Source organism: Dyadobacter chenwenxiniae (assembly GCF_022869785.1).
GTDB lineage: Bacteria > Bacteroidota > Bacteroidia > Cytophagales > Spirosomataceae > Dyadobacter > Dyadobacter chenwenxiniae.
Genome location: NZ_CP094997.1, coordinates 6,236,495 through 6,249,072, shown reverse-complemented (window position 1 = coordinate 6,249,072; position 12,578 = coordinate 6,236,495). Strand labels below are relative to the sequence as shown.

The 12,578-nt window shown below is 44.6% G+C and carries 13 protein-coding genes; 5 read left to right on the top strand and 8 right to left on the bottom strand.

Going from position 1 to position 12,578, the window contains the following annotated elements; all coding sequences use genetic code 11:
- Nucleotides 1-39 precede the first annotated feature (39 nt).
- Nucleotides 40-258 carry a hypothetical protein gene (locus tag MUK70_RS26835; RefSeq protein WP_234656804.1) on the bottom strand — a complete coding sequence of 73 codons (219 nt, stop codon included), beginning with the start codon at nt 256-258 and terminating at the stop codon, nt 40-42.
- A 172-nt stretch (nt 259-430) separates the two neighbouring features.
- On the opposite strand from MUK70_RS26835, the gene MUK70_RS26830 reads away from it, so the two are divergent.
- The 4 genes from MUK70_RS26830 (at nt 431) to MUK70_RS26815 (ending at nt 4,185) form a co-directional block, all read left to right on the top strand.
- Nucleotides 431-1,855, top strand: coding sequence for a BamA/TamA family outer membrane protein (locus MUK70_RS26830; protein ID WP_234656803.1), 1,425 nt, complete (start codon nt 431-433; stop codon nt 1,853-1,855).
- Nucleotides 1,856-1,974: 119 nt separating this feature from the next.
- Nucleotides 1,975-2,565 carry a hypothetical protein gene (locus tag MUK70_RS26825; RefSeq protein ID WP_234656802.1) on the top strand — a complete coding sequence of 197 codons (591 nt, stop codon included), beginning with the start codon at nt 1,975-1,977 and terminating at the stop codon, nt 2,563-2,565.
- A gap of 4 nt (nt 2,566-2,569) precedes the next feature.
- Nucleotides 2,570-3,277: a peptidylprolyl isomerase gene (locus MUK70_RS26820; RefSeq protein ID WP_234608371.1), complete on the top strand. Its 708-nt coding sequence runs from the start codon at nt 2,570-2,572 to the stop codon at nt 3,275-3,277.
- A complete protein-coding gene (locus MUK70_RS26815) occupies nt 3,277-4,185 on the top strand; it encodes an SDR family oxidoreductase (protein ID WP_234656801.1) in 909 nt (302 codons plus the stop codon). The genes MUK70_RS26820 and MUK70_RS26815 overlap by 1 nt, the downstream gene beginning before the upstream one ends.
- A 3-nt stretch (nt 4,186-4,188) precedes the next feature.
- Here MUK70_RS26815 and MUK70_RS26810 read toward each other — a convergent pair whose 3' ends face one another.
- The 7 genes from MUK70_RS26810 to MUK70_RS26780 all read right to left on the bottom strand — a co-directional run bounded on the left by MUK70_RS26810 (nt 4,189) and on the right by MUK70_RS26780 (nt 10,528).
- Nucleotides 4,189-4,788, bottom strand: coding sequence for a Uma2 family endonuclease (locus MUK70_RS26810; protein ID WP_234656800.1), 600 nt, complete (start codon nt 4,786-4,788; stop codon nt 4,189-4,191).
- A gap of 76 nt (nt 4,789-4,864) precedes the next feature.
- Complete coding sequence (gene glgP, locus MUK70_RS26805; protein ID WP_234656799.1) at nt 4,865-6,511, bottom strand: alpha-glucan family phosphorylase; 1,647 nt, start codon at nt 6,509-6,511, stop codon at nt 4,865-4,867.
- 90 nt (nt 6,512-6,601) lie between these two features.
- Nucleotides 6,602-7,735, bottom strand: a complete 1,134-nt coding sequence (locus tag MUK70_RS26800; RefSeq protein ID WP_234656798.1) for a multinuclear nonheme iron-dependent oxidase — start codon at nt 7,733-7,735, stop codon at nt 6,602-6,604.
- A gap of 22 nt (nt 7,736-7,757) precedes the next feature.
- On the bottom strand, nt 7,758-7,913 hold the full coding sequence (locus tag MUK70_RS26795) for a chryseobasin-related MNIO class RiPP peptide (RefSeq protein ID WP_234656797.1): 156 nt from the start codon (nt 7,911-7,913) through the stop codon (nt 7,758-7,760).
- Between the two features lie 146 nt (nt 7,914-8,059).
- On the bottom strand, nt 8,060-8,971 hold the full coding sequence (locus tag MUK70_RS26790; protein WP_234656796.1) for a hypothetical protein: 912 nt from the start codon (nt 8,969-8,971) through the stop codon (nt 8,060-8,062).
- Nucleotides 8,972-9,064: 93 nt separating this feature from the next.
- Nucleotides 9,065-9,631, bottom strand: a complete 567-nt coding sequence (locus MUK70_RS26785) for a hypothetical protein (RefSeq protein WP_234656795.1) — start codon at nt 9,629-9,631, stop codon at nt 9,065-9,067.
- Nucleotides 9,632-9,763: 132 nt separating this feature from the next.
- Nucleotides 9,764-10,528, bottom strand: coding sequence for a 3-keto-disaccharide hydrolase (locus tag MUK70_RS26780; protein ID WP_234608363.1), 765 nt, complete (start codon nt 10,526-10,528; stop codon nt 9,764-9,766).
- Nucleotides 10,529-10,719: 191 nt separating this feature from the next.
- Between MUK70_RS26780 and MUK70_RS26775 the strand changes: the two genes are divergently transcribed.
- On the top strand, nt 10,720-12,564 hold the full coding sequence (locus MUK70_RS26775) for a 3-keto-alpha-glucoside-1,2-lyase-like domain-containing protein (protein WP_234656794.1): 1,845 nt from the start codon (nt 10,720-10,722) through the stop codon (nt 12,562-12,564).
- Nucleotides 12,565-12,578: the final 14 nt, after the last annotated feature.

The following is a 12,578-nucleotide window of genomic DNA, read 5'->3' as shown; positions in this document are numbered from 1 at the left end:
ATTAAAGGGAGTTTTGAGTTACATACCAAGCAAGTTTGTTTAAGTACTGTTATTTTCGCCTTTCGAATGCCCGTTTTCACTATGGCCGTTGGGCTGATTCTGCCTCAGCAGATAATCGAAATAAATTTCCAGCGCATCTGAATACTTTTGCTGGTCCTTTTCACTGTTAATGCCTTCCAGCAGCTCGGACAGTTCTTGCCCGGTGAGTTTGTTACTGATCAGTTTATTAATCAAGGTTTCAGCCCGGGAAAGTGACATAGTTGTAGCTGTTAAGTCTTTGTAGGATACTCGCTGTGTTTGCGAAAAGACTATCTCTATTATATGTTTTTTTAAATGCGCAGCGATGTCAATTTAGATAACCTTATTTTTACCAAAATTTCACCATATTCAAGGAAAGTATCGTTTTTATGACGAAACCTGGCAGTGACGAATGAACCTGAAAAGACATTATAAGAAGATATACTTTCCGCTATTCGTATTACTTTTTTTCCAAACCGCTTACGCGCAGACAGTTGCAATAGACACAGCTGGGAAAATCGTGGTGGGCGACATTTTAGTTGAAGGAAATCACCGGACAAGGGCCGACATTATCTTGCGGGAAATGGCGGTAAAAACCGGCGACACGCTAAGTGCAGCTTCTATTGCCGAAACCCTCGAAATCGACCGCAGGAAAATTGTCAACACCAATCTTTTTATTACCGTAGATCTTATACCCAAAAGCAACCCTGATTCTGTCCGGACCGACATTAGCATTGTGGTGAAGGAACGTTGGTATCTCATTATTGTCCCCGTTTTCCAGCTGGCAGACCGGAATTTTAATGAATGGTGGTATGAACGAAAACGCGACCTGTCCCGGACCACTTACGGCGTTTACATGAGTTATGGCAATGTGACCGGCCGGGCCGATAAGCTGCGTTTTTTGGCTGAATTTGGGTTTATTCCAAAATTCGAAGTCGCTTATACACTGCCTTACATTGATAAGGCTCAGAAAACCGGCATAACGATTGGTTCTTCCTATTCTGTAAATAAAACAACGGCTTTCAGAACATGGCGGGATAAGTTGCAATATTTTAACAGCGAAGATATTAACCGCGAAAGGTTCTACTCCTACGTAAGTATTAGCCGTCGAAACAAATATTACACATTCCACACAGCCGACCTGCGGTGGAGTTATAGCAAGATTTCGGACACCATTGCGACCCTTAATCCCAATTATCTGCTCAATGGAAGATCAATTCAGCACTATTTCCAGCTGACTTACACATTCAGTTATGATAAACGGGATAATGTTCAGTATGCATTGCGCGGACAAAGCCTTGCACTACAGCTTTCCAAAATCGGCTTACTACCGACGGACGATGTGAATATGACCTACTTTTACGGTTCCTACCGAAAATACATTCCTATTTCTAAAAGATGGTATTTCAATACGGGCGTCCGGGGAAGGGTTTCGCTGCCAAAGCGCCAGCCTTATCTGCAGACGGTTGGCCTGGGTTACAGAAATGATCTGGTGCGTGGTTACGAGCTTTATGTAGTTGACGGACAAGATTATGCATTGCTTAAAAATGAATTGAAATACAAGCTCTTCTCAGTCCAGAAACATTTCCCTTTTATCCCGGTCAAGCAGTTCAACACGCTTCCGCTGGCCGCATACATCAACACTTTTGCGGATGCTGGTTATGTTAAAAACAGTTATCCCGAGTTCAGTAACACCAGGCTGGGGAACTCCATGTTATATGGTGCAGGCGCCGGACTGGATATTGTTACATTTTACAATATATTGGCCAGATTCAACCTCACTTTAAACGGAAAAGGAGAGCGAAGATTCTTTTTCAACGTTTCCCGCGAATTTTAAAATCATTTTCAAAACAGGCAAATATGGCTACATTGCACATTTAATAGCCCTTTTGGAATTGAAAGGCATAACTATTGTAACATTAATACTAAAACCGAGTGAAAAAAACCTCTACACGCATGAAACGTTTTAAAACCGGGCTTGCCATCTTCATTTTTGCGCTAGCAATCTCAGGGTGTGACACCAAAACGAACGAAAAAACAGAAGCAGCAGCCGACTCCCCGGCTGTTGAAACGCCAGCCACGAACGAGCTGAATAGCGACCAATCGGCTTTGCTGACAACAATCCTTGGAGCGGAGCAAGCGGAAGGAACCGTACTTCGAGGCATTTCTTTTGGCGATCCGGTAAGTAAAATCAAGGCCTCCGAAAATTTCGAGATGTTTGAAGAAACAGCAGATCATCTGGGATACACGGCAGAAACGCCGCAACTGGAAACCATTGATGTTCAATATTTTCTGACGCCGGATAAAAAGGTAAACAGGATTACTATAGATGTTTATCTGAACAGTCCCGAAGCCACAAAGCAGCTCTGGAATGCTGGAAAAAATTATTTTACAAAGCGTTACGACGCTCCTAAGGAAGAACCAAATCAGGTCACCTGGAACAAAAAATCAGTTAGGGTTAATATGGAAGATGTTTCAAAAGGAAAGGACTTTGGGCTGAAATTCCAGTTTGTCCCAACCGATAAAAATGTACTCGCGGCAAAATAAAATTATGAAAATCAAAAAATCATTACTTCTGGCAGCATTATGCCTGTTTTCTGTGGGCGTTTTTGCCCAAAAAAGCTCGAAAAAAGACGAAGTCGTAACGATAAAGACTGAGATGGGCACCATAAGGGTGATTCTGTTTGATGAAACACCGAAGCATAAGGCTAATTTTCTTAAACTTTCAAAAGATAAATTTTACGATGGACTGCTTTTCCATCGGGTTATCGACGATTTCATGATCCAGGGCGGCGACCCGAATTCAAGAAATGCCAAGCCGGACGATATGCTTGGGAAAGGTGATAACGGCTATAAAATCCCGGCGGAATTCAGTCCCAAACTGTTCCACCAAAAGGGCGCATTAGCAGCAGCGCGCGATAATAACCCGGCAAAAGAATCTAGCGGATGCCAGTTTTACATTGTCCAGGGAAGGAAATGGAGCAAAAATGATTTAAACAAACAGGCAGCCCGTGCCGCCCGAAAGCTAACGGACTCGCAGAGGAAAGTTTATGAAACCATAGGAGGAACACCACATTTGGATGGTGCTTACACCGTTTTCGGACAAGTTATTGATGGAATGGAGGTGATTGATAAGATCGGAGCGGTTGAAAAAGACGAGCGTGACAGGCCTGAGAAAAACGTTTCGATGAAAGTGTCTGTCAAAAAAATGAAGAAGAAAAAGATCACTAAGAAATACGGCTGGCAATACGAAGCTTAATGCAAAAAAAACGAATACTGATCACCGGTTCGAACGGTCTGCTTGGACAGAAGCTGGTGGATTTGCTCGCTAACAACGAACATTACGAGATATTTGCTACTGCAAAAGGCGAGAACCGGTTAGGCATTTCCGAAGGCTATCGCTATATGCAAATGGATGTGACCGACGCCGGGGAGGTGGATGACGTCCTTAACCAGGTAAAGCCGCAGGTCATTATCCACACAGCCGCCATGACCAATGTGGATCAATGCGAAATGGAGAAAGACGCCTGCTGGAAGCTGAATGTTACAGCTGTTGAAATCCTAATCGCTGCTTGCAAAAAGCACGATATTTTTCTCGAACACGTTTCCACCGACTTCATCTTCGACGGAACTTCCGGCCCATACAGCGAAGAAGATGAGCCTAACCCGATCAGCTTCTATGGCTGGAGCAAATACGCTGCCGAAAAAGCCGTTATGCATTCCGGCATTCGGTGGGCTATCGCACGTACGGTGCTTGTATATGGCATTGCACACGATATGAGCCGGAGCAATATTATCCTTTGGGTTAAAAAATCATTGGAAGAGGGGAAGGCGATCAAGGTTGTTACGGATCAATTCCGTACGCCGACATTGGCCGAAGATCTTGCGATGGGATGCTTTTTGATTGCGGACCAGGGCGCACAAGGCATTTATCACATATCAGGCAAAGACTTTCTGACCCCTTACGAAATGGCGATCATGACCGCAGATTATTTTGCGTTAGACAAATCGCTCATTTCCCCCACAGACGCCTCATCATTCTCCCAACCAGCCCCCCGCCCGCCGAGAACCGGGTTTGACTTAAAAAAATCCCGAAACATACTCGGCTATGAACCGCGCACATTTCGGGAAGGAATTGCTTTACTGGCAAAGCAGATTGGAAGTTAATGCTCAGGATTTTTCGATGGCCGAAAGGTCCAGCACAAATCCAGGAAAAACCGGATCGCCCGAAAGCTGAACGTCCAAGCTCTTAATTGTCTGCACTTCGTTGCCTTGGCTGTAAATTAAAACCTGCTGGCTGAAACGATCAATCAGCCATGCGAGCTGGCAGCCGTTATTTATATATTCCTGCATCTTATCCTGCAAATATCTCAAATCGTCTGATTTGGAACGCACTTCAATGATAAAGTCGGGGCAAACCGGGGCAAATTTCTCTTTCTCATCTTCGGATAATGTATCCCACTTGGCCTTGGAAACCCAGGACAAGTCCGGGGAACGTACAGCGCTATTAGGAAGTGTAAAGCCTGTTGAAGAGTCAAATAATTCGCCGGCAACCGCATTGCGATCAAGCCAATTGAATATGATATTAGCTATACGTAAATTAAACTTTCCTGTAAAGCTTCCTGTCGGGGACATAAAAATGATATTTCCGTTTTTATCCCGCTCAAAGCTTAGCGTGTCGTTCATCTGGCAGAACCGGAAAAACTCATCTTCACTCATGATATCCCCCACTTTGAAGGTCACGGGCATTGTGATCAGTGATGTATCCATGATGAGTATGTTTAAGGAAGCAATTTAGCAATTTCTTAGCGCTTGGTAAAACCGCAGAATTTTTGAGACACCCCGTTTAATAAAGCTTCTCATAATACTCCCGCGCCATGCGGTCGGAGTTAAATTCCACGCTGACATCGTTCATGCTGTTGAGCACCATTTCCTGCCATTTTTGTGGGTTTGCGTAATAGGTCGGGATTACGGTGCTTTCGAGTTTTTGCATAAGATTGTCGCAATCCTGCTTATTAATGTCATCGCCTTCGGCAACGGGCAGCAAAAAGGAATTCTCGCCATCTTTTGAAAATTCGCAGATCCAGCCGTCGAATGTTGACAAGTTCAATGAAGCATTCATTGCCGCGGTCATTCCGCTGGTTCCGGAAGCTTCTCGGGTAACAACGGGTGTATTAAGCCAAACGTCTGAACCATCCTTTAGTAATTTAGAAAGCGCCAGTTCGTAACCAGTCAGCACAGCCATATTCGGGAAATGGTGGCTCTGGTAAAACAAATGGTTGAATGTGTTCACCGCGCCTTCGTCTTTCGGATAGGGCTTACCTGCCCAGATCACCTGAATGGGCTGCTCTTTGTTCTCCATCATTTTCCGAAAGCGTTCCATGTCCCAAATGAGCATATCCGGCCTTTTATAAGCAGCAAACCTGCGTGCCCATACAACGGTAAGCACATTTGGGTCAAATATTTTACCGCATTGATCGGCAACGGTTTTGAACAAAATCTTTTTCAGCTCTTTCTTGCGTTCAGCAATTCGCCCGGAATCCTTTGCAATGCGCGCTTTTTCGAGCTCACTATCAACCCAATAAGCATTATTCTGCGCATTGGTAATATGATCGATTTCTGCAATTTTCGGATGTGATTGCCACATATGCCGGGAAACTTCGCCGTGAAGCTTGGAAACGCCATTGGCCTTTCTGCTGAGACTTAACGCGGCCAGCGAATGGTTGAAAATGTCGTCTTTGATCCCGCTGATCTTCCGGACTGTCCCCAGATCCAGGCCTGAAAAGAAACCCAGCTTTTGAAGAAAATGAATGTCATGTTTTTCATTCCCGGCTTCCTCAGGCGTATGTGTTGTAAAAACGACCCGTTTTTTGACCTCAGGGACTTTTTTATATTTTTTAAACAAATGAAAAATCGCCGAAACTGCGTGCGCTTCATTAAAATGATAAACATCCGGTTCGTAACTCAATTCTTCAAGCAAACGCGCACCACCGATGCCAAGCACCATACATTGCGCCACTTTGTAAGTTACATCTGCATCATACAAGGAATAACTGATTGCCCGCGTCGTTTCGTCATTTCCATCGGTATCGGTGGTGAGGAGGAACAATGGCGCCGATTGAAATACATCCGGAGGCAGATAATAGGCCGCTACCCATACATTTTGGCCCATAACCGGAATCTGAAACCGGATCTTTGTGTCAACAAGAAAAGAATACATCTTCTCCCTGAATTCGGGCTGCATACTGCCGTCCTTTTTCCTTCCCTGGTCGTAATAGCCATATTTCCAAAGCATGCCTACGCCTATCAAATTCTGCTTCAGTGCATACACGCTCCGCATGTGTGACCCGGCAAGAAACCCAAGACCTCCCGAGTATATCTTTAAAGCCTGATCGACGGCGAATTCCATTGAGAAATAAACAACTGATTTCTGGTATTTTTTATCCGGAACAATTGGATGCTTATAAGGAAGTGAAAATGTTTGTTGTGACATTAACAGGCAGATTTTTAGTGGAAAAACATAAAGTTAAAAAATCAAGCCGTGAATCATTACCAATCAGCATATTAGTAACACAAGCATTTTTTACGCAAAGCCGTTTTTCCACTTCCGGGCGATTGAAATGGCTGTTTGTAGCATATAAGGAGCCCAACTGTCAACTCCCCACGCCGTATCATTCAGGCTCGAGGCACGCAGCAGGGCCTGCGCCTCGCTCACGCTGCCGGCTGTTTCCAGGATATGCGAAAGTTGAAGTTGCTGTTTGTACAAATCATGATCTTCCAGTGGTATAATGTCGGCAGACCTGTTTGTTGGGGCAAATGAGTTTTTAATCTTTGGATCGAAACAAGTTCTTGCTTCTTTGATAATGCTGTCCATTCTAAAAAAGTCCGATTGGAAAGCCGCCTGACTTTCAAGCGTGTCCAGCGCTGTCCCCATTTGCTCCATCACGACGTATTTCAGATTTTCGCATCTTGGAATGGCTTTGCCCAAAAATTCAAAAACGGCCTCAGGAACGCGTTCGTCATGCGTATCGCGCCTTACCTGCCTGCCGGAATCTGCCAGCGTTTCGTCCCAGCTTCCGCCCGAAATGTGCATTTCCCTGACCCTGTCGAGCGGATACAGCTTAATGATATAGTCGAAATCAATGTTGAAATTGTGAACCTGGCAGTATATGTTATGGAGGTCGAGAATGATAAAACCATTGACACTTTCTACCAGTTGATCCAGAAACTCGCCATGTTTTTTCACCTCATCCAGTGAATAGGAAAAAGCCAGATTTTCGAGTCCCACGGGACATTTACACGCATCCTGTATCCTTTGCAGCCTGTCTTTTCCGAGTGCCAGCGTACGGGACGTGAACGGAATGCTGATCGGGGCGCCTTTGTGAAAATCTTCGCCAGTCATAAAACCGAAATGCTCGGTGATATGATCGAACTGAAACTCCCTGGACAATTTTTGAAGTTTATGAAGCCATTCCTGCTGCTCAGAAGACCATTTTCCCGAAAATAGCGAAAAGTATACGCCGTGTCCGATCAGCCGGTCATGTCTGCTGAATTCACTGACAAGATCGATGAACCAAGCCGGGATTTCACTGAATTTGAAAAGTGTATCGAAAGACCATTCAATTGCCTCCACTTTTTCCTGCTCAAACAACGGCAGTGCTGCCTGTAAAATGTGGGCATCCAGGTTGCAGGCAATGGAGGAATAAATTCCGGACATACAGTTTTACCATTTTAGTGGATCAGCCCATGCCACAAGCCGGGCAGCTGTCCATGGTTTTAATTTTGCTTGTTTTTTCGCCATCCGGCTTTACTGAGCTGTCGGTGCAAGCGGTGGCCAGTGCGGTAACTGTAACTGCCACGGCAACTGCCTGAAGAACTGATTTCGAGATTTTCATAACGATTATCTGTAAGGTGAATTGAAATATATTTAAAAGATTCAATTCAAATTCATTTGGTTGTAACCGCTGATATTAATTTTAGTATAAACTCAAAAAACCTGTCAGAACGAGCCCAACAGGTTTTTTTTCAGCATTTAATCAAATCAATTTCCAAATAACCTTGCCCAGAAACCTTTTGCTTTTGCTTTGGTTTCAACAATTTTTTCGGACGCTGCTTCCTTCGCTTCCTGAAATTCTTCGGTGGCTTTTGCCCTTAGTTCTTCGGCTTTGAGCTGTGCTTCTGCAAGTTTTTCCGCTGCGATAGCTTTCGTTTCTTCAAAAGCTTCCTGCAAGTCTTCTTTCAAATCATTGTATTTATCCGCTGCTGCTTCCTTAATGTCGTCATATTTTTCAGCCGCTGCCTCTTTGAGATCACCTGCTTTCTCGCTTAGATCGGAATAAATTTCTTCCGCTTTTACGCGTCCGGCCGCAATATTCAATTCCACCTCATTCTGCAACTGCTCCGTTTTCTGGGAAAAGCCTGACTTTACCTCTTCGGCTTTTTCGGTCGCAGCCTCTTTTATTTCTTCTGCCTTTTCGGTTGCCTGCGCTTTCACTTCATCTACTTTCGCAGCCGCTTCCTCTTTAATGGAGGCCACGATTTCTTTTGCTTCTTCCGTTTTGTCAGCCGCCGCCACTTCAAAATCGTCAACCTTATCCGCCGCAACCGATCTTACTTCTTCCACCTTATTTTCTGCCTGTGCTTCCAGTTCGAGCGCTTCGTCCTTAGTCTGATCGAATTTCGATTCGCCTGCTGCTTTCAAATCATCCAAAGTTTCGTAGACCTCAGACTTAATTCCATCAGCTGCTGTATCGGCCTCGTCGATTGCGCCTGCTGCGGCCTCCTCCAGTTCGTCCACTTTTTCTGTCTCGAATATCGCTGCCTCTTCATTAATTTCCTCTGCACTATCTACGATCTCCTCTTTTCTTTCGGCAGCTTGCTCTTTTAACTCTTCTGCTTTCTTCTGAAGCGATTCGGTCACTTCTTCGGGTGTGGGGTTTTCGTTTTCAGCCATTGGAAAGGAGTTTAAGGTGGATATTTTATAAAGGTTGATCTCGAAAGCTACAAAGGAGTTGGCAACGTTGCAAGCAACAACACCGCTTTTCTATTACTCTAACCTTCTAATCATCAATTTTTTAATGAGCTCATAGAAAGGCTCAGGCATCAATGTTCGCCAGTTGTTCAGTTGCAATGTTCCCCCGAAATTGATGTAGTAATCCAGCCGGAATTTCTTCCATTGCTCCTCCACGTGTTCCCTGAAATTCACCGCGGCGATCCAACCGTCTTCAATGTCGTCAAACCATTCGGCGTAATAATCATCCTCGCTTCCGTGAAAGTCGAGCACATTTTCACCCATTAAAATAAACTGGTTAATGCCCTCATTCACAAGCGGATCAACGACCTGACGCTTAAAAAACATAATGTCATTGTGCAGCGCGTCATTCCACTCGCCAAACAATTCAATGATCGCAAAGCGTTTGTTATAATCAGCGAAAAGAATCTTCACATACAGCGTTTCAGAGCCTATTTCGTCCCATAACGGATGAATGTAGTAACCGTAAATCGCGTTTTCGTAATAATCTAAATTGTAAGTCCGGCCAAAGAAGGGCGACTTCTCATCGTGGCTGGCTATATAATGTTTTTCCCAATTGTAATAAGGCTCAATCTCCTGCATGGCAACAATGTTCTTTCGGCAATAAGTACATTAATATATGAATAACCTGGAAATGAAAAAAGGCTTAAACGATGTTTTAAACCGTTTAAGCCTTTCAATTATTGTTCCTGAAATCCGCCGGGCGTCGGTCGCTTACAGCTCGCGTATCCAGATGTTACGGAAGCTTGTCGTATTGTTGTGATCTTGTAATTTGATCGGGCCTTTTCCGTGTGGCTCAATCACTGGCTGGCCTACATAAGGAGTCGTTCCCTGGATCATGGTGTGGTTTTGAACCAAAACACCATTGTGGATCACTGTAATGTAAGGAGGAATCGTCATTTGGCCATCCTTATTGAAATGAGGCGCTGTGTAAACAACGTCATAAGTCTGCCATTCTCCTGGTCCTACGGTTGCATTCACAAGCGGCATGGTTTGCTTGTAAATAGATCCCGCCTGTCCATTCGAATACGTTGGGTTATTATAGCTGTCTAAAACCTGCAACTCATAAATCCCTTGCATAAAAATACCGCTGTTTCCACGTCCCTGGCTGTTTCCTTCCACTTTCGCAGGCGTACGCCATTCGATATGCAGCTGGTAATCGCCAAATGTTTGTTTCGTTTGAATGTCACCGGATTTAGGGGCAACGGTCATTGCGCCGTCTCCAACAGTCCAGGGTGCAGCCGCTTTGCCGTCTTTACCAGAAACCCACGCATCCAGATTTTTACCGTCAAACAATACGATTGCGTCGGAAGGTGCAGTAAAACCGGAAACAGCCGTAGACGGTTTACCAGGCGTTACAACGCGGGGAACCGGGCTCCATAATTCACTTGATTCAGGAGTTTGCTTGGCAGGTTGCAACTGGGCATGTGCAGCAAATGCCGTTGCAAGGCTGAATGCGGTCAGGATTAGTTTTTTCATTTTAAAACTCAACTTTTAGTCTAATAACTATTGAAATAATATCAAAACACAACATTAAGTAAAAAGCACTAACAAACGCGGTTCTCACCTAATTAAATGTAATTTTTCGGATTCTTATCACGTAATTTGCACCCGCGTATGCCCATGGCTGCGCCGCATTTCAAATAAACCTACATAAGCTTACTTCAAGTATGTTTAAAATTAACCGTTCTTTTTTCCAGCTCTTTGCGGGTGGAATTGCTGCATTTACTATGCAATCCGCTTATGCACAGCAACCTGTCCCTCTTAACGACCTCAGTGCGTTTACTACAAAATCCGACAATTGGAAGATCGTCGGCAATGCTTCTGCCGACATTTCCAAAGAAAATGTATTGATCACAACGCCCGGAAAAGGCGTACTGGCCTGTACACACGAAAAAGGAAAATATGGCAACCAATATGAACTGATCTCCAATTTCAAACACGGCGATCTGGACATTGAGCTTGATTTCATGTTGACCAAAGGATCCAACTCCGGAATCTACTTGCAAGGCAATTATGAAGTTCAGCTTTTCGATAGCTGGGGTAAAAAATCTGCCAAATACAATGATAACGGCGGAATTTACGAGCGCTGGAACGATTCAAAACCAGAAGGCGAAAAGGGTTACGAAGGCTATGCGCCTCGTTTCAATGTTGCCAAAGCACCTGGTTTGTGGCAAAATATCAAGATTTCTTACCAGGCTCCTCGTTTTGACGCAAATGGCAAGAAAACTTCCAATGCAGTGTTCCTTTCAATCGTGCTGAATGGCGTTACGATCCATGAAAATGTGGAAGTAAGCGGTCCCACACGCGGTTCATTGACTGGCGAAGATGTGGCCATGGGCCCTATCCGCATCCAGGGCGACCATGGTTCATTGGCTATCAAAAACATTATCATCAATAATTTTGATAAAAAGCCGGGAACGTTGTCAGAGCTTACTTACAAGACTTATTATGGCGCTCTGTCGGAAACAGAAGACCTTTCTAAACTGACTCCTGCTGAAACCGGAAAATCGGAAGCGCTGAGCTGGGAGATCCTGAAAGAGAACAACAATTACTCTTACGTATATACAGGACGCTACAACGCGCCAACGGAAGGTGATTACAATTTCAGATTGCAGGCTTCCGGAAATTCATACTTGAAAATCGACGGCAAATATGTGATCGATGCAGCTTGGAAGTCAAATAATGAATTCCGTGAAGGAAAAGTGAACCTGAAAGCGGGCGACCACACCATTGAAATCTTCAACAATAAGAAAGACGGCTGGATGCGCCCGGTGCTTGGTCTGTGGGTAAATGGCCCTGGTTTCAGGGAAGTGGCTTATCATACCAAAAGCTCCGCAATGGCGGGCGGCGTTAACGACCCGATCCTGATCTCTGCCGGAACAAACAATGTTACCCGCAGTTTTATGGATTTCAAAAAAGGCAAAGGAAAAGGACAGCGCGTAGTGCATGCGGTTTCTGTGGGAAGTCCTTCGAATCTGCATTACACTTATGATCTGGATAAAGGCGCTGTTTTGCAAGTTTGGCGCGGTGAGTTCCTGGATGCAACGCCGATGTGGCACGATCGCGGCGATGGTTCGTCCCGTCCGAGAGGCAGCGTAACATTGCTGGGCAATGACATGGTGCTGGGGAAATCGGCCAAAGGAAAATGGCAGGCGGACACAACCGGCAGCAGTTACCGTCCAAAAGGTTATGTTCTGGATGAGCAGGATGTGCCTACTTTCCAATATCAGGCATTCGGATCCCATGTAACGGATTACATTTCTGTTGTTAACAACCAGTTTTTTGAAAGGATTATCAAAGTAAACAATCCTGCGAAAGACCTGATTGCAAGACTGGCCGACGGAACAAATATTGAAAAGATCGCAGACGGACTTTACGCCGTTGATAACAAGTCGTATTACATTCAATTGGCTGATAAAAGTGTGAAACCTGAGATCAGAAGCGCCGACGGCATGCAGGAATTGTTAGTGCCTGTTACAAACGGTGAAGTTAAATATTCGATCCTATTCTGATTAATCCCCTATTA

What these genes read in the sequence shown, in the direction of transcription:
- MUK70_RS26835 (WP_234656804.1), bottom strand. Translation starts at nt 258, where the DNA reads ATGTCACTTTCCCGGGCTGAAACCTTGATTAATAAACTGATCAGTAAC.
- MUK70_RS26830 (WP_234656803.1), top strand. Translation starts at nt 431, where the DNA reads ATGAACCTGAAAAGACATTATAAGAAGATATACTTTCCGCTATTCGTA.
- MUK70_RS26825 (WP_234656802.1), top strand. Translation starts at nt 1,975, where the DNA reads ATGAAACGTTTTAAAACCGGGCTTGCCATCTTCATTTTTGCGCTAGCA.
- MUK70_RS26820 (WP_234608371.1), top strand. Translation starts at nt 2,570, where the DNA reads ATGAAAATCAAAAAATCATTACTTCTGGCAGCATTATGCCTGTTTTCT.
- MUK70_RS26815 (WP_234656801.1), top strand. Translation starts at nt 3,277, where the DNA reads ATGCAAAAAAAACGAATACTGATCACCGGTTCGAACGGTCTGCTTGGA.
- MUK70_RS26810 (WP_234656800.1), bottom strand. Translation starts at nt 4,788, where the DNA reads ATGGATACATCACTGATCACAATGCCCGTGACCTTCAAAGTGGGGGAT.
- glgP (WP_234656799.1), bottom strand. Translation starts at nt 6,511, where the DNA reads ATGTCACAACAAACATTTTCACTTCCTTATAAGCATCCAATTGTTCCG.
- MUK70_RS26800 (WP_234656798.1), bottom strand. Translation starts at nt 7,735, where the DNA reads ATGTCCGGAATTTATTCCTCCATTGCCTGCAACCTGGATGCCCACATT.
- MUK70_RS26795 (WP_234656797.1), bottom strand. Translation starts at nt 7,913, where the DNA reads ATGAAAATCTCGAAATCAGTTCTTCAGGCAGTTGCCGTGGCAGTTACA.
- MUK70_RS26790 (WP_234656796.1), bottom strand. Translation starts at nt 8,971, where the DNA reads ATGGCTGAAAACGAAAACCCCACACCCGAAGAAGTGACCGAATCGCTT.
- MUK70_RS26785 (WP_234656795.1), bottom strand. Translation starts at nt 9,631, where the DNA reads ATGCAGGAGATTGAGCCTTATTACAATTGGGAAAAACATTATATAGCC.
- MUK70_RS26780 (WP_234608363.1), bottom strand. Translation starts at nt 10,528, where the DNA reads ATGAAAAAACTAATCCTGACCGCATTCAGCCTTGCAACGGCATTTGCT.
- MUK70_RS26775 (WP_234656794.1), top strand. Translation starts at nt 10,720, where the DNA reads ATGTTTAAAATTAACCGTTCTTTTTTCCAGCTCTTTGCGGGTGGAATT.